Below are 25,542 nucleotides of genomic sequence, written 5' to 3'. Positions count from 1 at the left end.
CGGCAGACCTTAGTGATCTGCACCGGTCCGGTCGCCGTGCCCGTGCAGGTCGTGCGTCTTCGCAAAGGCTTCGCCCTTGTGTGCGTGGCGGTTGGCGACGTCACGGTAGCTCCACATGACCAGACCGGAGGCCAGGAAGATGACGAACGCGATCAGGCCGAAGAAGAACGCTGGGATCGGCAGCTCGTTGACGACGCCTTCAGCCAGCACGATCGCATTTGCAACAACAGACATGGGTTCTCCTGAGATCCTCGGTTCGATACAAGACTAGCGGTTGGGCAGCCTGCGCCCTGCTCACTGCCTGATCTGGCCGCTGCCCCGTACGAGCCATTTCGTACTCGTCAGCTCTGGCAGCCCCATCGGCCCGCGCGCGTGGAGCTTCTGGGTGGAGATACCGACCTCCGCACCGAACCCGAACTCTCCGCCGTCGGTGAAGCGCGTCGACGCATTCACCATCACAGCGGCAGAGTCGACCTCGTTGAGGAACCGTTCGGCATTGCCGAGGTCGTTGGTGATGATCGACTCGGTGTGGTGCGTCGAGTACTGGCGGATATGCTCCATCGCTTCATCGATGTCGCCGACGACCCTGACCGCGAGGTCGAGGCTCATGTACTCGGTCTGCCAGTCTTCTTCGGTGGCGACGACCGCGTCGGCAAACAGCGCCCGCGTCTCGTCGTCGGCATGGATGACGACTCCGGATGCCCGGAGGCGAGCCAGTACGGGCGGCACCAGCCGCTCTGCAGCACCGCGGTGAACCAGCAGTGTCTCGAGGGCGTTGCAGACGCTCGGGCGCTGCACCTTGGCGTTGTGCACGATATCGACAGCCCAGCTCTCGTCAGCGCTCTCGTCGAGGAACACGTGGACGACCCCGGCGCCCGTCTCGATGACGGGAACCTTCGATTCGGCAACGACCGTGTTGATCAGCGACGCGCTGCCCCGCGGGATGAGAACGTCAACGAGGCCTCGGGCCTGCATGAGTTCTCTCGCGCCATCCCGCCCGAATTCATCGATCGTCTGCACCGACCCGGCGGGCAGCCCCACGCTCGCAAGTGCCTCCTGGATGAGCGACACCAGCACCGCATTGGTGTTCTCGGCCGCAGACCCGCCGCGCAGCACCACGGCGTTACCGCTCTTGAGCGCCAGAGCCGCGATGTCGACTGTGACGTTGGGCCGGGCCTCGTAGATCACACCCACCACGCCGAAGGGCACACGCACCTGGTCGATCCGAACGCCGTTGGGCAGCACGCGGCCCCGGATGCTCTCACCGACCGGGTCGACCAGAGTGGTGATCTCGCGCACGGCGTCGGCGAGGGCGGTGAGCCGGGCATCCGTCAGCGCCAGCCGGTCTTGGAGTGCCTTCGAGAGGCCGGTATCGCGGCCGTTCGCCAGGTCGAGCTCATTGGCCGGCAGAATCGTGCCAGCCCCGCCTTCAACGGCGTCGGCGATGGCGTGCAGTGCGCGGTTCTTGAGGTCGGCGTTCGCCGTTGCGAGAGTCAGCGAGGCGGTGCGCGCGGCGACGAGTTTGTCGGTCAGAGAAGGTGCGTCGAGAGTGGTGTGCGACATACCCGAATTCTAACCAATGGCTGCTCGTGGATGGGCGCTCTCAGGCGCGCGCGGGCACGAAGAACGTACCGACCGGATGCCCGGCGAGCGCTTCATTCACCAGCGAAGCACTGGTCACCAGAACGGCGGTGCCTGCGTCTGCCGCGAGGCGCGCCGCCGAGACCTTCGTGGCCGCTCCCCCGGTGCCGACGCCTGCCGCGCCGATGTCGCCGAACGTCACATCGCTGAGCAGGTCACCCACCGGAACATCGACGATCTTCACCGCGCCGGGTTCGTGGGGAGGCCTCGTGTACAGGGCGTCGACGTCAGAGAGCAGCACCAGAAGCTCGGCCCTGACCAGGATCGACACGAGGGCTGCCAGGCGGTCGTTGTCGCCGAAACGGATCTCGTGCGTGGCGACGGTGTCGTTCTCATTCACGATGGGCAGGATCCGAAGGCCCAGAAGCCGCTCCATCGCACGCTGGGCGTTCGAGCGGTGGCTCGGGTTCTCAAGGTCGCCTGCCGTGAGAAGCACCTGGCCCGCGACGATGCCGAAGCGGTCGAGGCTGTCCTGGTAGCGGTAGATGAGTACGTTCTGGCCGACGGCCGCAGCAGCCTGCTGGGTTGCGAGGTCGGTGGGCCGGGCATCCAGTTGCAGGTAGGGCATGCCGGTGGCGATCGCACCGGACGACACGAGAATGACCTCGGTGCCACGACCGTGCGCTGCGGCGAGGGCTGCGACGAGAGGGCCGATCTGGCCGGCGTTCTCGCCGCTGATCGACGAGGAGCCGACCTTCACGACGACGCGTCTGGCTGCGACGATCCCGTCACGCGACGAGAGGGAGCTCCGTGTCACGCCTCATCCTCGTCAGTCGGGTGCCCGCCAGCGGATCCGGCGGAATCACCTGGGCCTGCAGCGCCGGCGCCTGCTGCAGCGGCTGCGAAGTCCGCCTCGGTGAACTCGGAGTCCCCGAGACCGTCGGCCTCGTCGCCCCACAACCCGGCCTCTTTCTCGCGCACGAGTTCGGCACGGGCGGCCGCCTTGGCGTCCATCATCTCGACGTAGCGCTCACGGCGGGTCTGATTGGTGCGGCGGGGGTTGATGTCGAGGCGCGGGTCGGTTCCGCGAGGTGCGGTGACGAGCTCCGCCGTCGAGGTGAGAGTCGGCTCCCAGTCGAACACGATGCCGTTGCCCGGGCCGATGACGACGGTCGAGCCGCCTACGGCACCCGCGCGGAACAACTCGTCTTCGACGCCCAGCTTGGCGAGCCTGTCGGCGAGGAACCCGATGGCCTCTTCGTTGGTGAAGTCGGTCTGGGCGACCCAGCGCTGGGGTTTGCCGCCGAGCACCCGGTAGATGTTGCCGAACGACCCACCCTCGACCTTGACGACGAAGTCTGCGTCGTCGACGGCCTTCGGCCTGATCACGATGCGAGGCTTCGCCTGTTCGAGCTGGGCTTCAGCGCGCGCCTTGGTGACGACTTCAGCGAGAGCGAACGAGAGCGCAGGAAGCCCCTCGTGGCTGGCCGTCGAGATCTCGAACACGCGGTAACCGCGAGCCTCGAGATCGGGGCGAACCATCTCAGCCAGGTCGCGCGCCTCTGGCACGTCGATCTTGTTGAGCGCAATCAGCTGCGGGCGGTCGAGCAGTGGGAGCTGGCCCTCTGGCACGGGGTAGGCCGCGAGCTCGGCGAGAATGATGTCGAGGTCGCTGATCGGGTCGCGATCGGGCTCGAGCGTGGCGCAGTCGAGCACGTGAAGCAATGCGCTGCACCGTTCGACGTGCCGCAGGAATTCAAGGCCGAGGCCCTTGCCCTCGCTGGCGCCTTCGATGAGCCCGGGCACGTCTGCAACGGTGTACCGCACCTCGCCTGCCTGCACGACGCCGAGGTTGGGGTGCAGTGTCGTGAACGGGTAGTCCGCGATCTTCGGCTTCGCTGCCGACATCGCCGCGACGAGGCTCGACTTGCCGGCTGAGGGGTACCCCACCAGGGCCACGTCGGCCACTGTCTTGAGCTCGAGGAAGACGTCGCCTTCCCAGCCGGGGGTGCCCAGCAGCGCGAACCCGGGAGCCTTGCGTTTGCTCGACGAGAGTGCCGCGTTGCCGAGGCCGCCCTGGCCTCCGGGCGCCACGACGATACGGATGCCCGGCTCGTCCATGTCGACGAGAGTGTTGCCCTCCTCGTCTTTCACAACGGTGCCCACCGGTACCGGCAGAATGAGGTCTTCGCTGGAGAAACCGCTGCGGTGGTCGCCCATACCCGGTCCGCCGTTCTCACTCACGCGATGGGGCCTGCGGTGGTACTCGAGAATCGTCGTGGTCTGCGGGTCGCTCACGAGAACGATGTCGCCACCGTTGCCACCGTTTCCGCCGTCGGGGCCTGCGAGCGGCTTGAACTTCTCGCGCTTGATCGACACGCAGCCGTTGCCGCCGTTGCCGGCGCGCAGATGGAGGGTTACCTGGTCAACAAACGTTGCCATTTGCTCTCCTAACGAAGGGTTGAACGAAAAAACACAAGGCCGTGACTCAACAGATACAAGGCCGGTGAAACGAAAGAAGGGGCAGGCCGAAGCCCGCCCCTTCTCACAACAAGAGGTACCTGACTAGGCAGACACCAAGGCGGCCTCAGCCGCAACCGGAACGACGATGTTTTGCGCTTCGGCCTTAGCCGAGGCGACGATGTTGATGACCTTGCGGCCACCCTTCTGGCCGAACTCGACAGAGCCTGCAGCCAGAGCGAACAGCGTGTCGTCGCCGCCACGGCCGACGTTCACGCCGGGGTGGAAGTGGGTGCCACGCTGGCGAACGATGATCTCGCCTGCGGAGACGACCTGACCGCCGAAGCGCTTCACGCCGAGGCGCTGTGCGTTGGAGTCACGACCGTTGCGAGTGGAACTCGCGCCCTTTTTGTGTGCCATTTGTTCTACCCAGCCTTACTTGATCGTGGTGACCTTGACACGAGTCAGCTCAGAGCGGTGGCCCTGGCGCTTCTTGTATCCGGTCTTGTTCTTGAACTTCTGGATGACGATCTTCGGTCCACGGAGGTCTTCGAGGACCTCTGCGGTGACCGTGATCTTGGCCAGCGATTTCGAGTCTGACGTGATCTTCTCACCGTCGACCAGCAACACCGCTGCCAGCTGGATGTTGCCGTCTTTGTCGGCCTTGATGCGGTCGAGGGTGACGATCGTGCCAACCTCTACCTTCTCTTGCCGACCACCGGCGCGCACAACTGCGTAAACCACTTCACGTACCTATTCTCTCAAAGGGCTGAAGCCACACGCTTCTGCGTACAACCGCACGCAGAAACCTTCTGCAAACCCGGGGGTAAAAATCTGGAGTCGGATGCGCGGGCAAAGCCGTGCGCGCACCAACGGTCTACTTTACTTCACGGTGGCACCCGGGTCAAACGCGCCGTAGTTTCGACCTGACTCGATAATACTCCGAAGCCAAGTAGGATGCTGTTCGGCCATAAGGCGCTCGGCCTGCGCCGGCCCGCAACAGCATCAAGAGGAGCCAGCTTCCCGTGACTCAGACCGATACCATCGATGCTGCCGGCGTCGACGACTCCGAAATGATAGCCGCGCGACCCCTGCGTTTTGTGCGACCGGCCCTGGCAGTCGCCACCATCGTCGGGGCGGTTGTGCTCCACGTCGGGCTGCAGTGGAGCAACCTCCTGCAACGCACCGACTTCGCCTGGAGCTCGTTCCGGTCGTACTTCGCCGGCGACCAACTGTCATACATGTCGATGGTGACGAATGCCGCTGACGGCCGCCTCGCCAACGTCGAACCGTTCACCAACACCGGCACAAACAACTACCCGCACCTCTACTACTACGTGATCGGCACCATCTCACGCGTCACCGGCATCAATCCGTTGCAGGCGTGGTCGCTGGGCGGTCTGGCCGTGCAGGTCGTCCTGATCGCCGCGATTGCAACGACTCTGTACGTACTCACGCGGCGCTGGTGGATGCCCATCCTCGCTCCCCTGCCGTTCCTCCTGGGTACGTTCGCGGTGTACCTGCAAGACGGCAATTGGTTCACGAACCTGAGCTCCCACGCCGTTCTCTGGGGGGCCTTCGGGGTGTTCTTCACACTCAACGGAGAGACGGCAGCGCTTTCCCTCGGTTCCATCGGCATGTTGGTCATTCTGTCGACGTTCGTCAGAGTCGACTCCGTGTGGAAACGCCGGGTGCTCTACAGCGTCGGCGCTATATGCATCGGGCTCGCCGCCAACGTTCAGACCTACGGCTTCCTGGTCTGTGTCTATCTGGCCATCTTCGTCGTCGCCACCTACGCGCTGGTCACAGCGAGACGCCGATGGATGATCATTCTCTCGCTGGTGCTCGTCGCCGCAGTGTTCCTGCTCGGCCCCCTGGTGGCGGGGCGGTTGGGGCCGCTCGCGGCACTCGCTTTCGGCCTTGCACCGGCACTGCCAGGCATCGTCCTACTCGTGCTGCGTGTCAAACTCGATGCCATTCTGCCCCTGGTCGCGCTCGTTGTCGCAGCGTCCCCGCAAGTGATCGGCACGGTCTTCGGTCTGCTCTCGAAAGATCCCTTCCTGGTCTACCGGGTCTCCTCGTCCAAAGACCTGGGGGTCGATTGGCGCGGAATCGTCGCTGCGCTGCCGATTCTTCTGCCGCTATTGGCCATCATGGCTGCAGGAATCCACCGAAAAAAGCCCCTGTGGCTCGCCTTTGCGATCGGGGCGATCGTGGCCTGGGCCCTGACGGCGACGAATGACGTGTGGGGAGCGAACCAGGAACCGTACAGGTTCTGGCTCGACATGTTCTGCATTGTGGCGTTCACGACCCTTCCTGTCGGGGCAATGGTTGCCATCGACTACCTCGGGGCTCGGCCCCTTCTGACCCGGCGAGGCTTCTTCCCTCGCCGCGGGGCCCCCCAGTCGACGGTCGCGACGGTGCTTGCGCTGACCAGCGTTGTTGTCTGCGGGGTCGTCATCTTCATCTCTTCAGCAGACTTTCGGGCGTTCAACAAAGACACCGTCTTCCACTCGCTCATCAATCTCAACACGCCGCGGCTGAACGCTCTGGGAGAGCTCGCCGCCGAGGTTCCCAAGACCGGCCATGGTCTGATCAGCACCGACAATTGCGTCGATCAACTGCTGCTCAAGATCTCGTCTGACGGCGGCCCGATCGCGAGCTTCAATGCCGGAATGGCGTGGCCGGCCCTGTATGCAGAGGTGCATCAGGTTGCCGCTGAGAAAGACACAGGCATTCTCGATCTCGCATCCACACGCGCGGCAGACGTTCAGTGGTTGCTGACCGACAGTGCGTGCACGCCTGTCGACTGGGGCACAGAATACGCCGCGGATCTCACGAAGGTCGACTCCAAGGAGTACACGACGGGCGATGCGACGGCCACTGTCACCCTGTGGGCGCTGAAACGGTAGATCCCCCGGTGACTGTGTTCATCGATCTTCCCCGCTGGCCCGCGCACAACACGCTGTGGTCACACGTGGTCAGCGACACCTCTCTCGACGAGCTGCATCACTTCGCAGCTCGTCTCGGGGTGCCGAGGCGCGGCTTCGACCTCGACCACTACGACCTGCCGTCAGAGCGTTACGACGATGCCATCGCCGCCGGCGCCGTGCCGGCCTCAATGCGCGAGATCGTCGAGGCATTGCGGTCGAGCGGCCTGCGCGTCGCCGCACGAGACCGCCCGGCCAAGAAGAGCTAGCTGCGTCACTCATCCACCGGGCACAACGGCAGGAGCTGGGCCGATCCCAGGCATGAGCGCTGGCCACAGTGGCACAGCTCCTCCCGTTGCACTCTGTGCGTTACGGCTTCTCTACTGGAGCGCTCAGGGCAGCTGTCGAGACACGACGGTTGCGCGAGCGGCCCTGCCCGGGTTGCTTGGGCTCGGGCAGCGCGTCGAGAACAGAACCGAGCAACTTGTCGGCGTCTTCACGCTTGCGGTTCTGAACGACAGGTGCTGAGACCGGAATATCGAGGATCGGCAGGTCGACGCGAGGTGATTCCGCGGTCGCGGCTTCGTTAGCCGAGACCGGCATACCCTCGCTCGCCCGTTCAGTGGCTTCTGTCGTCAGCGGACCTTCTGCGTCGACCGGGGCCTCGGCTTGGGCTTCGGCAGCACCGTCACCAGCGTCAGAACGACCACCGGAGGCTTCGGCTCGTGCTTCGGCGTTTGCCGCGGCACGTTGGCTGCGCGAACGGCGCGAGTTGCGGCGTGAGCGCTGCGATGGTTCGGCCCTGGGGCCTTCATCTGCATCCGCTTCGCCCAACGAGGCCGAACCCGCACCGGAGCCGGATGCGGCCGGTGCGGTCACTACCGCCCCCGCAGACTGCTCGGATTCGGGCGACGCGGCAATCGTCTCCTCGATGGCGGCAACCAGGCCCGCGAGAGCCTCCTGCGCCTCGGGGCTCGACGCTGCCGCCGTCGCTGCGGCTGCGCTCGACTGATCGGCCTTGGTGACGTTCGCACCGGCGATCGTGCTCGCGGCGATCTTGGCGAGCGCCGACTGCGCGGCCGGCGTGATGCTGTGCGTGACGCCATTCGAGTGCGAACCGTTCGAGCTGCCCGACCCGTTGCCGTTCGACCCGCCGTTCTGCGAACCGTTGGAGCCGTTGTTGTTCGAGCCATTGCCGTTCGAGTTCTGCGAGCCGCCCTTACTGCGCGTCCGGCGCTCGGGCTGGGGGGTCTGGCCCTTGTGCTTGGCAGCGTCGTGGTTGATGATCACGCCGCGACCGGCGCACACCTCACACGGTTCGCTGAATGATTCGAGAAGACCGAGGCCGAGCTTCTTGCGGGTCATCTGCACGAGACCCAGTGAGGTCACCTCGGCGACCTGGTGCTTGGTGCGGTCACGGCTGAGGCACTCGACAAGTCTCCTGAGCACGAGGTCGCGGTTGGTCTCGAGCACCATGTCGATGAAGTCGACCACGATGATGCCGCCGATGTCACGCAGGCGCAGCTGGCGAACGATCTCGTCTGCTGCCTCGAGGTTGTTCTTGGTGACGGTCTCTTCGAGGTTGCCGCCCGAGCCGACGAACTTGCCCGTGTTGACATCGACCACCGTCATGGCCTCAGTGCGGTCGATCACGAGCGAGCCACCTGATGGTAGCCAGACCTTGCGGTCGAGAGCCTTCTCGATCTGCTCGCTGATGCGGAACTGGTCGAAGGGGTCGTTTGTGCCCTCGAAGATCTCGATGCGGTCGACGAGGTCGGGCGCCACCTGCGAGAGGTACGTCTCAATGGTGAGCCGGGCATCCGAGCCACTGATCACGAGCTTGTGGAAGTCTTCGTTGAAGACATCCCGGATGATCTTGATGAGCAGGTCGGGCTCGCTGTGCAACAGCGCGGGAGCCTGGAGGGCCTTCACGTTGTCGCTGATGGCCGCCCACTGGCTGATCAGCCGGTTCACGTCAAGCGTGAGTTGCTCTTCGGTTGCACCCTCTGCCGCCGTGCGCACGATGACGCCGACGTTCTCGGGCAGAACCTCTTTGAGGATCTTCTTCAGTCGCGCACGCTCGGTGTCGGGCAGCTTGCGGCTGATGCCGTTCATGTTGCCGTTGGGCACGTACACGAGGTAGCGGCCGGGAAGCGAGACCTGGCTGGTGAGACGGGCACCCTTGTGACCGACGGGGTCTTTGGTGACCTGCACCAGAACGGTGTCGCCGGGTTTGAGCGCAAGCTCGATCCGCCGGGGCTGGTTGCCGGTGTCAGCGGCATCCCAGTCGACCTCGCCGGAGTACAGCACGGCATTGCGCCCGCGACCGATGTCGACGAATGCGGCCTCCATGCTGGGGAGCACGTTCTGCACGCGGCCGAGGTACACGTTGCCGATCAACGATGCTTCTGCCGACTTCGCCACGTAGTGCTCGACAAGCACCCCATCTTCGAGAACGCCGATCTGGATACGATCCTGGCTCGAGCGGACGACCATCGAACGGTCGACGGCCTCACGGCGTGCGAGGAACTCCGCCTCGGTGATGACAGGGCGGCGGCGGCCGGCGTCGCGCCCGTCGCGACGGCGCTGCTTCTTCGCCTCGAGCCTGGTCGAACCCTTGATGCGTTGCGGCTCGGTGATGAGCTCAGGGGCCTGCGCCTGGCGCGGTGGGCGCACCTTGACCACGGTGTTCGGCGGCAGGTCGTCTGGCAGTCGGCTCTCATCGCCGCTTCGGCGCCGGGTTCGCCGGCGAACGGTCGTGTCTGCGCTGCGGTTCGACCGGTCATCGCCGCGATCGTCACGATCGTCGTCACTGTCGTCGAAATCGTCGTCATCGCCCCGGTACTGGGGAGCCCTCGGCGGAAGCGGCTGGATGTCGGGGGCCTGGAACAGCAGCGACGTCGTCGGTCGGGGTGTCGTCGCGGGCGGTGCCGCGGGGGCCTGGTTGAGGTCTGGTTCGAGCCACGGCTCGTTGGATTCGTTTTCTGACACGGAAACCTTCACATTCGTCGCGGTCGACGAAGCCGGGCCCGATGCGGCAGCAGAGGTCTCTGCAGGCAACGCGGGGGTGGGCCGGCGTTCGTCACGCTGGGAGTCGGCGAGCCTGTCGGCTCGCAGTTGTTCTTCTGCAGCGGCAAGAGACTCAGCCTCTTTGCGCGCTTTGCGCCCGCCGAAAAGGCGCGAACGCCGTTTCACGGGCGGGTTGTTCTCACTGTCGATATGGTCTTCCACCATTACTGGTGCACTCCTAGCCCTGGCAAGGCGACCGCGCCACCTACCGGGGTACTCTCTCGTGCTAACCCCGGATTTCTCCGGAGCCGCAAATTCTTGACGTTCACGACTGTCGTCTTCACGGCCGGCTCATGAGCTCTGGCCGTTGTACGTGTCGCATATTCGTCTACAAGTTGTTCGGGACGGCTGACGTTCGCTGTGCGCTTCGGGTGCGCTACTGCTCAGTCGACCGGCTCGATAAGCCTTCTGTGCTGCCGACCCGAGCGCGGCTCAGGAGGCATCCGACAATTATCGCACGCATTCCCAGATTGGAGGTGAACGCCGTGTGCCATAATCCGACAGTGAGCACAGACCAAGGCACCCTTACCCCGACAGAACACGACGACGACAGCCTGACCCCCCGTCGCCCTGTCGCCTTCGCGATCTTCATCGTGATTGCCGGCCTGATCGGTCTCGCTGCCTCGTTCGCGCTCACGATCGAGAAGATCGAAACGCTGATCAATCCGTCGTACGTGCCCTCGTGCAACATCTCGGTCCTGGTGAGCTGCGGACCGAACATGGCCAGCTGGCAGGGCTCGCTCTTCGGATTCCCGAACGCGATCATCGGCGTGGCCGCCTTCGCCATCGTGGTCTGTGTCGGCATGTCACTGCTCGCCGGCGCCACCTTCGCCAAGTGGTACTGGATGCTCTTCAACGCCGGCATCGTGCTCGCACTGGTGTTCGTGATCTGGCTGATGTCGCAGAGCATCTTCGTGCTCGGCACCCTCTGCCCCTACTGCATGGTGGTGTGGACCGTCGTGATCGCCCTGTTCTGGTACGTCACGGGTTACAACCTCAAAGAGGGCAACATTCCGGTCGGCGAGAGCGTGCGCCAGATTGCCGCACTGTTCTTCCCTGTGCTCTGGCTCTTCGCCGTGGTCTGCTACCTCGTCATCCTGGTGATGGCCCAGCTGCGCCTCGACGTCATCGCGTCACTCCTGCACAGCTGAGCCAAAGCCGGATCAGAACCAGAGGGCGAGTTCGCGCGCGGCCGACTCAGGCGAGTCGCTTCCGTGAACGAGGTTCTGCTGCACCTTCACGCCCCAGTCACGGCCCAGGTCGCCGCGGATCGTGCCGGGCGCAGCGGTCGTCGGGTCAGTCGTGCCAGCGAGTGAACGGAAGCCTTCGATGACCCGGTTGCCCGCGACGCGCACGGCGACGATGGGGCCGCTCTCCATGAATTCGATCAGCGGCTCGTAGAAAGGCTTGCCGAGGTGCTCCTCGTAATGGGCTGCAAGGAGGGAGCGCTCCGGCTCGAACAGCTTCAGGTCGACGAGCTGGTAGCCCTTCGTCTCGATGCGGCCGAGAATCTCGCCGATCAGGTTGCGGGCAACACCATCGGGCTTGATGAGGACGAGGGTTTCTTCAACGTGAGCGGTCACGGGTCTCCACTTTCAGCAGGGTTTCGGTCGGTTCTACCCTAACGGGCATGGTCAGTGGCGGAGCGCGACGAGCGCCTTCACGCCCTGCTCTCGAGCTCGGCGTTCTCGCGGTCGATGCGCGCTCCCTTGATCATGCAGTAGATCCACATCGTGCCGAAGAGCACGGCCACGATCAGCATGAGTGGCACCAGCAGCGCCGAAGCCAGGATGAGGGCCTGCAGCGTCCAGCCCATGACGATGCCGATGGGGCGCGAGAGCAACGGAATGGTCGCGAGCAACAGGATGCAGAGTGCGGCACCCCCGCCAAGGGCTGCGAAGGGCGGCAGCGCCTTCAGGCCGAAGACGGCCAGCGTCGCAAGGAACATGATCACCGACTCGAAGCCAAGCACGATGGAGGCGAGGCTCTCGCGTACGCTGCGCTGGCGCCTGGGGCCGCGGCCCCGGCCGGCTCGGGCCGCCGAATCCACGCCTGGCTCCACCGGGCCGTGCGATTCGCTGGGCGAACCCTCGTCACTCACGGCTTCCACCCCTCGTCGCCTGCGAGGGTGATGATCTCACCGACGAGCGTGATCGAGCCGGTCACGAGCACGGCACCGGTGTCGGATTCTGCCGCAGAGTCCCTGGCGAGATTGGCGGCCTCCCGCGGGTCGAGTTCGACCACAACGCGGTCTGCCCCGGCGATGCCGACGACGATACTCGCCAGCTCGTCGGCGTTGATCGCGCGCTCCGACGAGGACTGCGTGACGACGAACTCCGAAACGACCGGCTCGAGCGCGCGGATGATGCCGGCGGCGTCCTTGTCGGCGAGAACACTGATCACAGCGACGATCTTGTCGAAGGAGAAGTACTCCTTCAGTGCCGCCGCGAGCGCCAGCGCTCCGCCGGGGTTGTGCGCAGCATCCACCAGAACCGTCGGCTCGGTGCCGATCAGCTGCAGGCGCCCGGGAGAGGTGACAGTGGCGAACGCCTCGACGAGCACGTCTTCGACGATCGCGGTCGACCCGCCGCCGAGGAACGACTCCACAGCCGCCACGGCGACCGCCGCATTCTGGGCTTGGTGGTCGCCGTACAGGGGCAGGAACACGTCGCGGTACGTTCCGGCGAGCCCCTTGATCGAGATGACCTGGCCACCGACGGCGACGCTGGTCGAGAGCAGGGAGAACGCCGCGCCCTCTGAGGCGAACGTCGATTCGGTGAGCTCGGCCGCACGCTGAAGCTCTGCCAGCACCTCCGGCACCTGCCTCGAGGTGACGACCTGGGCCGCGGGCTTCACGATGCCCGACTTGGTGCGGGCGATCTCGGCGACGGTGTTGCCGAGCCTGGCGGTGTGGTCGAGCGAGATCGGCGTGAAGACCGCGACCTGGCCGTCGGCAACGTTGGTCGAATCCCACTCTCCGCCCATGCCGACCTCGATCACGGCGACGTCGATCGGCGCTTCGGCGAACGACGCGAAGGCCAGCACAGAGAGGGCCTCGAAGAACGTCAGGCGGGGTTCGCCGGCACCCTCGAGTTCAGCATCCACCAGCTCGAGGTAGGGCTGGATGTCGGCCCAGTTCTCGGCGAGCGACTCATTGCTGATCGGCCGGCCGTCGATCATGATCCGCTCGTTCAGGCGTTCGAGATGTGGGCTGGTGAACAGCCCGGTACGCAGGCCGTAGGCGCGCAGGATGCTCTCAGTGAGGCGGCTGGTGCTCGTCTTGCCGTTCGTGCCGGTGATGTGGATGACCGGGTAGGCCCGGTGCGGGTCACCCAGCATCTCGACCGCGCGCCGTGTCGCCGAGAGCCGTGGCTGCGGGGCCGCCTCCCCCAGGCGCAACTGCAGCTGCCGGAAAACCTCGTCGCCCGCCTCGACGTATTCGTCGGGCAGGTCGTCGTAGTCGGAGTCGCCATTCTCGCCATCGGCACGATTCTGGCGATCGACCAGCTGCGTGTCGTACGCATCGGCCATGTCGAACTCGCTGGGGTCTTCGCCGAAGATGTCGTCGTCGTCATCGTCATAGTCACTGCCCGACTCTTCGGCCTTCGACGCACGATCGCTCCGGTCGGCTGTGCTCGTGTCGCGGTGCACGCCGTCCCCGGGGTCGTCTCCGTACCCGTCGCTGGCGATCACCTCGTCGTAGAGCGTGTGCAGTTCGTCATCGGGATTGCGCACCGGTCGACCCCCGTCGAGCACCTGTTCACTCTCGTCTGGTGTCTCGTCGTTCGTTCCGTCGCTGTTCGTGCCCTGGTCAGACATTGGTGGTTCCTCCTGCGCGGCTCACGGCCACGATGAAAACGTCGGTGTTCGCGTAGCGATTCTCATCGATGCGCGCGTAGTGTTCCGGGGCGACCGAAGCGAAGCGCCCGATCCACTCAGAGGGCAGAACCTCACGATACTGCCCGAGCTCTGGTGCGTCACTGGGTGAGACCACGCTGAATGTCGTCGACAGGGTCTCGGCATCGATCGAGACGTTGGCAGCGTTCTTCACAGCAGCGGCATCAGCATCGGAGAAGAACACCAGGTCGAGCACGATGCGGTCGCTCACATCGAAATCGGCCGCCTTGCGGGTCTCCTGCACCGCACGGATGACGTCGCGCGCGAGACCCTCGGCCTCGAGCTCGGTGGTCATCGTCGTGTCGAGCAGGGCGAAACCGCCGCCGGGCAACAGCGCGAGGGCGTGCGAGTGCTGCGGGGCATCCGGTGCAGTCTCGGTGCTGTTCTCAGCGGCCTGGGCCGTCTCGAGCACCAGTTCGTACTCGGAGGGTTCGAGCTCGATGCCGCCGGCCGTGACGACGCCGTTCTCTTCGAACCACTCACCGTTGCGGGCCGCCTTGATGACCTGCTGCACGCTCTTGCCGAGGCGGGGGCCTGCCGCCCGCGCGTTCACGGTGAGTCTGCTGGTGATGCCGAAGTCGGTGGCGCTGGTGGGGCCCTGTTCGACGAACGTCACCGTCTTCACGTTGAGTTCTTCGCGCAGAATGTAGTCGAAGCGCGCGAGAGCGCCGGTGTTCTCGGTGACGATCGTGAGGTCAGCCAGGGGCAGGCGCACGCGCAGGCCGTTCTGCTTGCGCAGCGACAGCGCCGTCGAACTGATCGCCCTGATCTGATCCATCGTATGCACGAGCCCGGCGTCGGCCGGGAAGTCGTTCTCGTTCGGCCAGTCTTCGAGGTGAACGCTCCGGCCCGCTGTGAGACCCTTCCAGATGTAGTCGCCGACCAGCGGGATCAGCGGGGCAGCCACTCGCGTCACCGTCTCGAGAACCGTGTAGAGCGTGTCGAAGGCGGCGGTGTCGTCTGCCGACCAGAACCGGTCTCGCGAGCGCCGAACGTACCAGTTGGTGAGCACGTCGGCGAAGTCGCGCAGGGTGGATGCGGCGTGGGTGGCATCCAGGGCGTCGAGGTCTGCCGTGACGTCGTGGATGAGTTCCCGGGTCTTCGCCAGCAGGTAGCGGTCGAGCACGTCGGTGGAGTCGGTACGCCATTTCGCCTCGTAGCTGCCGTCTGCAGCAAAGCCGTCTCCTGACCCGCCCGCAGCGTTGGCGTAGAGCGTGAAGAAGTAGTACGTGTTCCAGAGCGGCAGCAGGAACTGCCGCACCGACTCACGGATTCCCTCTTCCGTGACGATCAGGTTGCCCCCCCGCAGAACGGGCGAGCCCATCAGGAACCAGCGCATGGCGTCAGAGCCGTCGCGGTGGAACACCTCGCTCACATCGGGGTAGTTGCGAAGGCTCTTCGACATCTTCTGGCCGTCGCTGCCGAGAACGATGCCGTGGCTGATGACGTTGCGGAACGCCGGCCGGTCGAACAATGCGGTCGAAAGGATGTGCAGCATGTAGAACCAGCCGCGCGTCTGGCCGATGTACTCGACGATGAAGTCGGCGGGGTTGTGCGACTCGAACCATTCACGGTTCTCGAACGGGTAGTGCACCTGGGCGAACGGCATGGAGCCGGAGTCGAACCACACATCGAGCACGTCTTCAATGCGGCGCATGGTCGACTGGCCCGTGGGGTCGTCGGGATTGGGGCGAGTGAGTTCGTCGATGAAAGGGCGGTGCAGATCATCCGGTCGCACCCCGAAGTCACGTTCGAGTTCGTCGAGCGAACCGTAGACATCGATGCGCGGATAGTCAGGGTTGTCGCTCTTCCACACCGGGATGGGTGAACCCCAGTAGCGGTTGCGCGAGATGGACCAGTCGCGGGCGTTGCCGATCCACTTGCCGAACTGGCCGTCTTTGACGTTCTCCGGCACCCATTCGATATCCTGGTTGAGCTCCTCCATGCGCCCCCGGAACTCGGTGACGCGAACGAACCAGCTCGAGACGGCCTTGTAGATGAGGGGATTGCGGCAGCGCCAGCAGTGCGGGTAGGAGTGCTCATAGCTGGCCTGGCGCAGCAGCCGCCCGTTCGCCTTGAGGAGCTGCGTCAGCGGGCGGTTCGCCTCGAAGACCTGGAGGCCCGCGACCTCTGCGATGACGGGGAGGAAGCGAGCGCCCTCGTCGACCGAGATGATGACGGGGATACCGGCCTGCTCACAGACCTTCTGGTCTTCTTCGCCGTAGGCAGGGGCCTGGTGCACGATGCCGGTGCCCTCCGATGTGGAGACGTAGTCGGCGACGAGGATTCGCCAGGCGTTCTGGGTGCCATGGAGCTCGGTGTCGGCGTAGTGGTCCCAGAGGCGGTCGTAGCTGACACCCTCGAGCTCGCGTCCCGTGATGGTGCGGCTGACGGCAGAGCGGGCATCCTCTGGCGAGTCGTACCCGAGGTCTTTGGCGTAGTTGCCGACCAGCTCGGCGGCGAGCAGGTATTCAGCGCCGAGTACTTCGGTGCGGTCATCATGTCGGCCGTCTGATTCCCGTTGCACCTCTGCGTCGGGAGTGCCGTTGGGCCCTGCAGGCACGACCGCATAGGTGATGCCCGGGCCCACGGCGAGTGCGAGGTTCGTTGGCAGCGTCCAGGGAGTGGTCGTCCACGCGAGGGCGCGCACTGCGGTCAGCCCGAGCGACTCGGCCTTCGTGCCGGTCAGCGGGAAGGTGACGGTGACGGTCTGGTCCTGGCGCATCTTGTAGACGTCATCGTCCATGCGAAGTTCGTGGTTGCTGAGTGGTGTCTCGTCGTGCCAGCAGTACGGCAGCACGCGAAAGCCCTCGTAGGCGAGACCCTTGTCGTGAAGCTGCTTGAACGCCCAGATGACCGACTCCATGAACGGCAGGTCGAGCGTCTTGTAGTCGTTCTCGAAGTCGACCCAACGCGCCTGGCGGGTGACGTACTCCTGCCATTCGCCCGAGTAGTGCATCACGGATTCGCGGGCGGCAGCGTTGAACTGGGCGATGCCCATCGCTTCGATCTGGCTCTTCTCGGTGATGCCGAGCTGGCGCATCGCCTCGAGTTCCGCCGGCAGCCCGTGCGTGTCCCAGCCGAAGCGGCGGTCGACACGCTTGCCGCGCATGGTCTGGAACCGCGGGAAGAGGTCTTTCGCGTAGCCGGTCAGCAGATGGCCGTAGTGCGGCAGACCATTGGCGAACGGCGGGCCGTCGTAGAAGACCCACTCCGGAGCATCAGCGCGGCGGGCGATCGACGCAGCGAAGGTGTCGTCATCCTTCCAGAAGGCGAGAACCTGTTCTTCGATCGCCGGAAAGCTCGGCGACGGTGAGATGCCGAAGGCGGCGCCTTGCTCCGGGCTGTCGAGGCTGGATTTCGGGTACGTCATGGCTGTCGGTTCTCCTGGAGGGCTCTGTGTGCTGCTGCCTGTTCCACGAGGACGCCACGGCCGGGGCCTGGCGCGGTACCACCCCGCTTACCTGCTGTGCGCGGAACCCTTCGGCAGGGTTCGCGGTGCAGATCGCTCATTCTCGGGCTGTGACGGGCCTGACCCGACCGGTTCTACTGGGCAGAGACCTCGCGGCCGCACCGTTCTTCCGGCGACTCCCCGGCGATACCCGGTTCACAGTCATTTGTAGGCAATCCTACACCGCCGTGTGCACTCGGACCCTAGGATGCGTGTCCCGAACGGTCGACGTGAACGAGCGACGCGCAGCAGGTGACCGGTCGGGAGACACACCCTATGCTTGGCGCATGACAGAGCCGATGACAGCGCCGGCCACGAAGCCGACCCGCGGCAGGCCGCGCTCCTCGTCGCGCGAGCTGCTCGAAGATGCCGCCTTCGAACTGTTCCTCGAGAACACGTACGCCAAGACGACCGTCGACCAGATCACGCAGCGCGCGGGGGTGGGCCGTTCGACCTTCTTCAACTACTTCCAGGGCAAGAGCGACGTGTTCTGGGTCGACGTCGATGCGAGCATCCCTTTACTCAGCGCTGCGCTGGCCGACCAGGCACCGGATGCTCCGCTGCTGCCCGCGATCACCGCCGCATTGACGCGAACCACGGCAGGGTTCGGCCCCTCACGCGTGCCCTGGATCTTGACGCAATACGACCTCGTGGGCATCTCTCTCGAAGTGCAGGCATCAGCACTCGCCCGCTTCACGCAGGTGGCGGGCATCCTGAACACCTTCGCGGCCGTTCGCCTCGGCGTCGACCCCGCGACCCTCGCGCCCCGCACTCTCGCCTACGCCGTCACCGGTGCCCTGGTCGCCGCAGCACAACAGTGGGCGGCCGAGGGCCCCTCCCGCGGCAACCTCGCTCCGCACGTTGCATCCGCCCTCGCTCCCGTCACTCGCGGCTTCGCGTCACCTTCCCATTAGGGTGGTCAAAAATCCCCCGAACAACTCGTGTTTCGGGGGATTTTTGGCCAGCCAAACGGTGCGTGACCGAGGGCGATCAGGATGCGGCGTGCGATTCGAGGAACTCGTAGACCTCGCGGTCGTCGACCCCGGGGAACTTGCCAGACGGCAGCGGCGAGAGAACGTGCGCGTGCAGGCGGGCGCTCGGCCACGCGCTCTCCGACCAGCGTTCGACCAGGTCGTTCGCCGGCCTCTTGCAGCACGACTCGTCGGGGCACTTCGACACGGCCCGTTTCTCGGTGTCGCGGCCGCGGAACCACTTGGCGTCGGCGAATGAGCTGCCGAAGCTGATCGAGAACTCCCCCGCCGCCGTCGTTCCCGTCTGCGTAGCGCACCAGAACGTTCCCGACGGAGTGTCGGTGTACTGGTAGAACTCCGTCGACCGGTTCATGCGCGTGAGGGCGATTCGGGCGGCCCAGTTGCGGCACACGAACTGGCCCTCCACCGCACCCGTCACGTCGTGCGGCAGTGGCAACCCATCGTTCTCGTAGGCCTTCTGAATTGCCCCATCGTCGGTCAGGCGCAGGAAGTGCACATTGATGCCGAGGTGCGAGGTTGCAAGGTTGGTCATGCGCAGGGCGGCCGCTTCGTGGGTGACGCCGAAGGCGTCGCGGAAGTCCTCGACAGAGAGGTCGCGGCGGGCCTTCGCGGCCTGCAGGAACTTGACCGATGCCGTCTGCGGCATCAACGAAGCAGCCGCGAAGTAATTGATTTCGAGCCTCTGCCGCAGGAACTCTGCGTAGTCGCGGGGCGGCTGGTGCCCGAGCACCCGGTGAGCCATCGCCTGAAGCGCCATCGAACGAAGCCCGTGACCACCGGGAATGGATGCTGGCGGCAGGTAGATGCGTCCGCTCGCCAGATCGGTCACCGACCTGGCTGAGTGCGGCAGATCGTTGACGTGGATCAGGCTGAAGCCCAGGTCTTCGGCCAGCAGACTCACCGTGCGGTGGCTGAGGGCCCCGCCTTCGTGCCCGACCCTTGCGAGAGTCTGTTCGACGAGCTTCTCGAGCTCCGGCAGGTAGTTGTCGCGCTGCTGCATCGAATCGCGCAGTTCGACGTTGGCTCGCCGGGCCTCTTCGGGCGTGGCAATGGATTCTGTCGCTCGCCTGATGAGCTCGCGGTGCAGGCCCACGAGAGACTCCAGGGTCTCCTGGGGCAGGTTGCGGCTGGCAGGCACTCTGGGCAGCCCGAGTGAGGCATAGAGATCGCCGGCCTGCGCCCTGGCCAGTTCGATCTCGAGCCCGGTGCGCGCATCCGGTGCCTCTTCAGAGAGGAGCTCGGCAAGCGGAACTCCGAGTTCCCGCGACAGCGACTGAAGGAGCGAGAACTTCGGCTCGCGCCGCCCGTTCTCGATGAGGGAGAGCTGGCTGCCGACAACGCCCACTTTCTCCCCGAGCTGGTCGAGAGTGAGGTCGCGCTGCTTTCTGAAATGCCGGATACGTCGACCCAGCGTGATCAAGTCGATTTTCGTGGGCATCTTTGCCTCCCGTAAAGAATGGATGATCTTTCCATTGAATTTAGCAGAATCCCTCGTGATTTGGCAGCAAAGTGGAGGAAGCCCCCGAAATTACGCGAAGACGACAATCTAGGAGCCACTAGGCCATGAGCATCCTCAAATCAGAGAACCCGACGCTGTCGGCGGTCTCCCCCTCCCCTTTCCTGAGTCTCGTCGAAAACGGCGACCTCGCACCCCAGGCACACGTCCACAGCGCCAGCGTCGAAGCCTGGGTGAGTGATATCGCCACGCTTACCCAGCCGACCGACATCGTCTGGTGCGACGGTTCTGTCGGGCAGTGGGATTCGCTGACGAAACAGATGATCGCGCAGGGAACGCTGATCCGGCTGAACCCGGAATGGCGCCCCAACAGCTTTCTCGCCCGCAGCGACCCGGCTGATGTCGCCCGCGTCGAAGACCGCACTTTCATCTGTTCTGTCGAAGAGAGCGACGCCGGACCGACGAACAACTGGCGTTCGCCCGAGGACATGAAGGCCGAGCTGACGCCGCTGTTCGCCGGCAGCATGCGCGGCCGCACGATGTACGTGGTGCCGTTCTCGATGGGCCCGGTCGGCGGCCCTCTCTCGCAGATCGGCGTACAGATCACCGACTCCCCCTACGTTGTGATCAGCATGGCGCTGATGACGCGTATCGGCACTCCGGTCTTCGACCTCATCACTGAAGACACCGAGTGGGTACCGGCATTGCACAGCGTCGGCTACCCGCTGATCGACGACGATGGCGTCAGCCGCGACGATGTCTCGTGGCCGCACAACCCCTTGAAGTACATCTCCCACTTCCCCGAGACCCGCGAGATCTGGTCGTTCGGCTCCGGTTACGGCGGAAACGCCCTGCTGGGCAAGAAGTGCTTCGCACTGCGCATCGCCTCGGTGATGGCCCGCGATGAGGGCTGGATGGCCGAGCACATGCTGCTCATCAAGGTGACCTCGCCAGAGCACCAGGTCTTCCACGTTGCTGCGGCATTCCCTTCGGCGTGTGGCAAGACGAACCTCGCCATGCTGAAGCCCTCGATTCCCGGGTGGAAGGTCGAGACCATCGGCGACGACATCGTGTGGATGCGTCCCGGCCCCGACGGAAAGCTGCGGGCAATCAACCCCGAGCGCGGCTTCTTCGGTGTGGCTCCGGGTACCGGAATCGAGACGAACCACACCGCTGTCGAGACAATGTGGGGCAACACGATCTTCACAAACGTCGCGCTCCGTGACGACGGAGACGTCTGGTGGGAAGGGCTCACCCCGAACCCGCCGGCGCACCTCATCGACTGGCAGGGCAACGACTGGACCCCCGACTCGAAGACGCCGGCCGCTCACCCGAACGCCCGCTTCACCGTCACCGCTGACCAGTGCCCCTCGATCGCCGCAGAGTGGGAGGCCCCGGAGGGCGTCGTCATCGACGCCATCGTCTTCGGTGGCCGTCGCCCGAGCACCGTTCCCCTGGTCTCGCAGTCGAAGAACTGGGCACACGGCGTCTTCGTGGGCGCGACCATGGCTTCGGAGACCACTGCCGCAGCCGTCGGCCAGGTCGGGCGCCTCCGCCACGACCCGTTCGCAATGCTGCCGTTCGTCGGCTACAACATGGCCGACTACTTCCAGCACTGGCTCGACATGGGTGAGACGCTGGGTGAGAATGCTCCCCCGATCTTCCAGGTCAACTGGTTCAGAAAAGACGACGAGGGTTCGTACATCTGGCCCGGCTTCGCCGAGAACTCGCGCGTACTCGAGTGGATCATCCGTCGCCTCGAAGGCGATGTCGCCGCCCGCCAGACCCCCATCGGCGGTCTTCCTCTCGAGCACGAGCTGAACATCGCCGGACTCGACATCAGTGACAGCCAGTTGCACACACTACTCTGGCTCGACAAGGAGGCCTGGATCGCCGAGGCCGACGAGACCGAGCAGTACTTCGGAACCCTGGGTGCCGACCGCATCCCCGAAGCTCTGTCTGACGAGCTGGCTCGCCTGCGTGCCGGTCTGGCGAAGCTCGCCTGACCGTTTTCGCCACAACACAGAGAACGCCCGGTCGTCATCGACCGGGCGTTCTCTGTTGCGTACAGGCTGCCGCCGCAGATTCTGGACGAAGCCGGGAACGTATAATTGGGGTAGTTGATATTCAGGCACCCCTCTGACTCGGTGCCGCCCATAGTGCCTGGAGGCCACCATGACCGCGATCGTTCCTGACAAACCTGCGCTCGAAGGCCTCGAAGGCAAATGGGATTCGCTGTGGAGCGAGCGCGGAACCTATCGCTTCGACCGCGCCCTTGCCAGGCGCGAGAACATCTACTCGATCGACACTCCCCCGCCCACAGCTTCTGGCTCGCTGCACATCGGGCACGTCTTCTCGTACACCCACACCGACGTGATCGCGCGATTCGAACGGATGCGCGGCAAGAGTGTCTTCTACCCGATCGGCTGGGACGACAACGGGCTGCCCACCGAGCGTCGCGTACAGAACTACTACGGCGTGCGATGCGACCCGACGCTCCCCTACGAGCCCGACTTCGTGCCGCCCTATGAGGGTGGCGACAACAAGAGCGGCAAGGCCGCCGACCAGAAGCCGATCAGCCGCCGCAACTTCATCGAACTCTGCGAGGTGCTCACGGTCGAAGACGAGAAGCAGTTCGAAGCGCTGTGGCACCGACTCGGCCTCTCGGTCGACTGGAACCAGACCTATCGCACGATCGCCGATTCGTCCATGCGGGCCAGCCAACTCGCCTTCGTGCGCAATGTGGAGCGCGGCGAGGCCTACCAGGCGCAGGCACCGACCCTCTGGGACGTCACCTTCCGCACCGCGGTCGCGCAGGCCGAGCTCGAAGACAAAGACCAGCCGGGCGCCTACCATCGGCTCGCGTTCCACCGCAATGGCGGCGAAGACATCTTCATCGAGACCACCAGGCCCGAACTCCTGGCCGCCTGCGTCGCACTGGTCGCACACCCCGACGACGAGCGCTACCAGCCCCTCTTCGGCACCACCGTCACGACCCCGCTCTTCGGCGTCGAGGTGCCTGTCGTCGCGCACCACCTCGCGCAGGCCGACAAGGGCTCCGGCATTGCCATGATCTGTACCTTCGGCGACCTGACCGACGTCATCTGGTGGCGGGACCTGAGTCTGCCCAACCGCGCGATCATCGGCTTCGACGGCCGCATCATCAGCGAGGCCCCCGACGTGATCACCACCGAGACCGGCATCAACGCCTACTCGGCGATCGCGGGCAAGACGGTGTTCTCGGCAAAGCAGGCGATCGTCGAACTGCTGCGCGACAGCGGCGAGATGGTGGGCGAACCGAAGCCGATCATCCACCCCGTCAAATTCTTCGAGAAGGGTGACAAGCCGCTCGAGATCGTGTCGACCCGCCAGTGGTACATCAGAAACGGCGCGCGCGACGAAGAACTGCGCGCACGGCTGCTCGAGATGGGCCGCGAAGTGCAGTGGCACCCCGAGTTCATGCGCGTGAGGTACGAGAACTGGGTCGGTGGCCTGACCGGGGACTGGCTCATCTCGCGCCAGCGCTTCTTCGGCGTGCCCATCCCGGTCTGGTACCCGCTCGACGGCGATGGCAACCCCGTCTTCGACCAGCCCATCGTCGCAACAGAAGCTTCGCTGCCGGTCGACCCCTCGACGGATGCTGCGCCCGGCTACGACGAATCACGCCGCAATACGCCCGGTGGCTTCGTCGGCGAGCTCGACGTCATGGACACCTGGGCGACCTCTTCGCTCACCCCGCAGCTCGCCGGAGGCTGGGAGACCGACCCCGAACTCTGGGATCTCGTCGCCCCCTACGACCTGCGCCCCCAGGGCCAGGACATCATTCGCACCTGGCTGTTCTCCACCATGCTGCGCTCGGCACTTGAAGACCACCGCACGCCGTGGAAGCACGCTGCACTGTCTGGCTTCATCGTCGACCCCGACCGCAAGAAGATGTCGAAGTCGAAGGGCAACGTCGTGACCCCGTCAGACGTTCTGGAGACGCACGGCTCGGATGCTGTGCGGTACTGGGCCGCATCATCACGCCTCGGCACCGACGCTGCTTTCGACCCTCAGAACCCCACACAGATCAAGATCGGGCGCCGCCTGGCCATCAAGGTCCTCAACGCTGCCAAGTTCGTCTACTCGTTCGAGCTGCCAGAGGGGTCTCATTCGGTCACCAACCCGCTCGATCTCAGCATGCTGACTGGTCTCGACACGGTGATCGCCTCGGCGACTGCCGCGTTCGAGAACTTCGACCATGCCAAGGCCCTCGAAGTGACCGAGACCTACTTCTGGACGTTCTGCGACGACTACCTCGAGCTGGTGAAGGAGCGCGCCTACAGCGCCGATGCAGACCCGGCGGAGAAGGCCTCGGCGGTTCTCGCGCTGCAGGCAGCAGTCGACGTACTCTTGCGCCTGCTGGCTCCCTTCATCCCGTTCGCCACTGAAGAGGTGTGGTCGTGGAGCCACGACACGTCTATTCACCGCGCGCCGTGGCCGACAGGCGTGACCTCGGGCGACGGAGCAGCGTTCACCGCGGATGATGCACCGAGCATCCCCGCCCACGGTGCGTTGCTCGGGCTGGCCGGCCAGGTTCTGGTGGCCATCAGACGGGCGAAGACTGACGCGAAAGCCTCGCAGAAGACTCCGGTCGCCACAGCGACGATCGCCGGGCCCTCTGAGCTGCTCGACGAGTTGCGCCTCGCGAGCGATGACCTGAAGCAGGTCGGACGCATCGCCGAGCTGAAATTCGTTGCAGGAGAGGCTGTGACGGTCACGGAGATCATCTTCGAAACTGAGGCCTGAGCCGGCTTCATGGGTACCGAAACGCTCCATAGTACTGGATACGGGCAGGTGGCCCGAAGAGGTGCGAACAAATGTCAGGAACCGGTAGTGTCGAATGACAATCTGCCTGTGGGCAGCTGGAGTTCCACACCCCTGCAGCACCGGAACACAACGAAAGGCAGACAACAATGACGTTGAAGATCCGGCCGATCACTGACCACGACTTCTTCTCGTGGTATGACCTCTATGTGGCGTACGGCAAGTTCTATGAGACCGAGGTCGAGGGCGACCGCGCCATTCTGGTGTGGAGCTGGCTCATCGACCCGGCGCACGAGACCGAAGCGCTGGTGGCCGAAGACGACGGCAAGCTGGTCGGGGTCGCCCACATCCGGGAGTTCGCCCGCCCTCTCGCCGGGGAGCGGGGAATCTACATCGACGACCTGTTCGTTGACCCGGATGCCCGCAATTCCGGTGTCGCATCTGCGCTCATCGCCGAAGTCAAATCGATTGCGGCGAAACGTCACGCGGGAATCGTGCGGTGGATCACTGCCGACGACAACGAGACCGCACAGCGCCTCTACGACAAGCTCGCCAACCGCACCTCGTGGGTCACCTACGACCTCGTCGTGTGACCCTCGACCCCACGCAAGATAAGGAATGACCCCGTCATGATCTCCGTCGGAACCCGCTGGTCGAGCGGCGACGAACCCCCAGCCCGGCTCCCGCAGGCCGTGATCGACACCGTGCTCGACGTCGAGGGTGAACTCGCCGAACAGAACGTCGACACGTCGATGTGGTACTGGACGCTGACCTGGCTCGAAGGCAAACCCGTCGTCGAATTCGACGACGGAACGCGCATCGACTACGACCCCGACACTGACGAGACGACGGTGTCACAATCGGACGAGTACTCCGACGAGTAGCTGGCTCAGCCGTTTG

Annotated in this window: 20 protein-coding genes; 8 read left to right on the top strand and 12 right to left on the bottom strand. The window is 64.9% G+C overall.

The genetic code is table 11. The features are described 5' to 3' along the window. Nucleotides 1–9: 9 nt before the first annotated feature. From KPL76_RS09155 to rplU, 6 genes are all read right to left on the bottom strand, one after another. Complete coding sequence (locus tag KPL76_RS09155) at nt 10–234, bottom strand: hypothetical protein (RefSeq protein ID WP_205109685.1); 225 nt, start codon at nt 232–234, stop codon at nt 10–12. 60 nt (nt 235–294) lie between these two features. Continuing rightward, complete coding sequence (locus KPL76_RS09150; RefSeq protein WP_216332549.1) at nt 295–1,563, bottom strand: glutamate-5-semialdehyde dehydrogenase; 1,269 nt, start codon at nt 1,561–1,563, stop codon at nt 295–297. A gap of 40 nt (nt 1,564–1,603) precedes the next feature. After that, entirely contained in the window at nt 1,604–2,398 is a 795-nt protein-coding gene (proB, locus tag KPL76_RS09145; RefSeq protein ID WP_216332540.1) for a glutamate 5-kinase, read from the bottom strand. Continuing rightward, on the bottom strand, nt 2,395–4,023 hold the full coding sequence (gene obgE / locus KPL76_RS09140) for a GTPase ObgE (RefSeq protein ID WP_216332538.1): 1,629 nt from the start codon (nt 4,021–4,023) through the stop codon (nt 2,395–2,397). Before obgE ends, proB begins: the two co-directional genes overlap by 4 nt. A 123-nt stretch (nt 4,024–4,146) precedes the next feature. Continuing rightward, nucleotides 4,147–4,461: a 50S ribosomal protein L27 gene (gene rpmA / locus KPL76_RS09135; RefSeq protein WP_216332536.1), complete on the bottom strand. Its 315-nt coding sequence runs from the start codon at nt 4,459–4,461 to the stop codon at nt 4,147–4,149. Nucleotides 4,462–4,476: 15 nt separating this feature from the next. Continuing rightward, nucleotides 4,477–4,785: a 50S ribosomal protein L21 gene (gene rplU / locus KPL76_RS09130; protein WP_205109696.1), complete on the bottom strand. Its 309-nt coding sequence runs from the start codon at nt 4,783–4,785 to the stop codon at nt 4,477–4,479. A 281-nt stretch (nt 4,786–5,066) separates the two neighbouring features. Between rplU and KPL76_RS09125 the strand changes: the two genes are divergently transcribed. Together KPL76_RS09125 and KPL76_RS09120 are read left to right on the top strand one after the other, a co-directional pair. Further along, complete coding sequence (locus KPL76_RS09125) at nt 5,067–6,953, top strand: hypothetical protein (protein ID WP_216332534.1); 1,887 nt, start codon at nt 5,067–5,069, stop codon at nt 6,951–6,953. An 8-nt stretch (nt 6,954–6,961) separates the two neighbouring features. Then, on the top strand, nt 6,962–7,240 hold the full coding sequence (locus KPL76_RS09120) for a DUF4031 domain-containing protein (protein WP_216332526.1): 279 nt from the start codon (nt 6,962–6,964) through the stop codon (nt 7,238–7,240). Between the two features lie 100 nt (nt 7,241–7,340). On the opposite strand, the gene KPL76_RS09115 is transcribed toward KPL76_RS09120, so the two are convergent. Further along, nucleotides 7,341–10,205 (bottom strand): Rne/Rng family ribonuclease, encoded by a 2,865-nt coding sequence (locus tag KPL76_RS09115; protein ID WP_216332523.1) that lies wholly within the window; start codon nt 10,203–10,205, stop codon nt 7,341–7,343. A gap of 338 nt (nt 10,206–10,543) precedes the next feature. Between KPL76_RS09115 and KPL76_RS09110 the strand changes: the two genes are divergently transcribed. Then, entirely contained in the window at nt 10,544–11,191 is a 648-nt protein-coding gene (locus KPL76_RS09110; RefSeq protein WP_253201970.1) for a vitamin K epoxide reductase family protein, read from the top strand. 12 nt (nt 11,192–11,203) lie between these two features. Here KPL76_RS09110 and ndk read toward each other — a convergent pair whose 3' ends face one another. The 4 genes from ndk to ileS form a co-directional block, all read right to left on the bottom strand. Then, complete coding sequence (ndk, locus tag KPL76_RS09105; RefSeq protein ID WP_216332519.1) at nt 11,204–11,623, bottom strand: nucleoside-diphosphate kinase; 420 nt, start codon at nt 11,621–11,623, stop codon at nt 11,204–11,206. A gap of 77 nt (nt 11,624–11,700) precedes the next feature. Next, nucleotides 11,701–12,141, bottom strand: a complete 441-nt coding sequence (locus KPL76_RS09100; RefSeq protein ID WP_216332518.1) for a DUF4233 domain-containing protein — start codon at nt 12,139–12,141, stop codon at nt 11,701–11,703. Continuing rightward, nucleotides 12,138–13,571, bottom strand: a complete 1,434-nt coding sequence (locus tag KPL76_RS09095) for a folylpolyglutamate synthase/dihydrofolate synthase family protein (protein WP_216336283.1) — start codon at nt 13,569–13,571, stop codon at nt 12,138–12,140. Before KPL76_RS09095 ends, KPL76_RS09100 begins: the two co-directional genes overlap by 4 nt. A 280-nt stretch (nt 13,572–13,851) precedes the next feature. Next, nucleotides 13,852–17,310, bottom strand: a complete 3,459-nt coding sequence (gene ileS / locus KPL76_RS09090; RefSeq protein WP_216332516.1) for an isoleucine--tRNA ligase — start codon at nt 17,308–17,310, stop codon at nt 13,852–13,854. 365 nt (nt 17,311–17,675) lie between these two features. Between ileS and KPL76_RS09085 the strand changes: the two genes are divergently transcribed. Continuing rightward, nucleotides 17,676–18,302 (top strand): TetR/AcrR family transcriptional regulator, encoded by a 627-nt coding sequence (locus KPL76_RS09085; RefSeq protein WP_253201968.1) that lies wholly within the window; start codon nt 17,676–17,678, stop codon nt 18,300–18,302. A gap of 76 nt (nt 18,303–18,378) precedes the next feature. Here the strand turns inward: KPL76_RS09085 and KPL76_RS09080 are convergent, their stop codons facing one another. Then, the gene (locus tag KPL76_RS09080; RefSeq protein WP_216332513.1) at nt 18,379–19,818 is read right to left on the bottom strand and encodes an XRE family transcriptional regulator; all 1,440 of its coding nucleotides are present in this window, start codon (nt 19,816–19,818) and stop codon (nt 18,379–18,381) included. A 125-nt stretch (nt 19,819–19,943) separates the two neighbouring features. Here KPL76_RS09080 and KPL76_RS09075 point away from each other — a divergent pair, with 125 nt between their 5' ends. The 4 genes from KPL76_RS09075 (at nt 19,944) to KPL76_RS09060 (ending at nt 25,526) form a co-directional block, all read left to right on the top strand. Beyond that, on the top strand, nt 19,944–21,842 hold the full coding sequence (locus KPL76_RS09075; RefSeq protein WP_216332511.1) for a phosphoenolpyruvate carboxykinase (GTP): 1,899 nt from the start codon (nt 19,944–19,946) through the stop codon (nt 21,840–21,842). A 169-nt stretch (nt 21,843–22,011) separates the two neighbouring features. Then, nucleotides 22,012–24,624, top strand: a complete 2,613-nt coding sequence (gene valS / locus KPL76_RS09070; protein WP_216332509.1) for a valine--tRNA ligase — start codon at nt 22,012–22,014, stop codon at nt 24,622–24,624. Between the two features lie 167 nt (nt 24,625–24,791). Next, a complete protein-coding gene (locus KPL76_RS09065) occupies nt 24,792–25,235 on the top strand; it encodes a GNAT family N-acetyltransferase (protein WP_216332507.1) in 444 nt (147 codons plus the stop codon). Between the two features lie 36 nt (nt 25,236–25,271). Then, a complete protein-coding gene (locus tag KPL76_RS09060; RefSeq protein WP_239518296.1) occupies nt 25,272–25,526 on the top strand; it encodes a hypothetical protein in 255 nt (84 codons plus the stop codon). The last annotated feature ends 16 nt before the right edge of the window (nt 25,527–25,542 follow it).

The sequence above is a fragment of the Subtercola sp. PAMC28395 genome (assembly GCF_018889995.1).
GTDB lineage: Bacteria > Actinomycetota > Actinomycetes > Actinomycetales > Microbacteriaceae > Subtercola.
The sequence above is the reverse complement of the archived record's forward strand: the minus strand, read 5'-3'. Positions and strand labels throughout refer to the sequence as shown.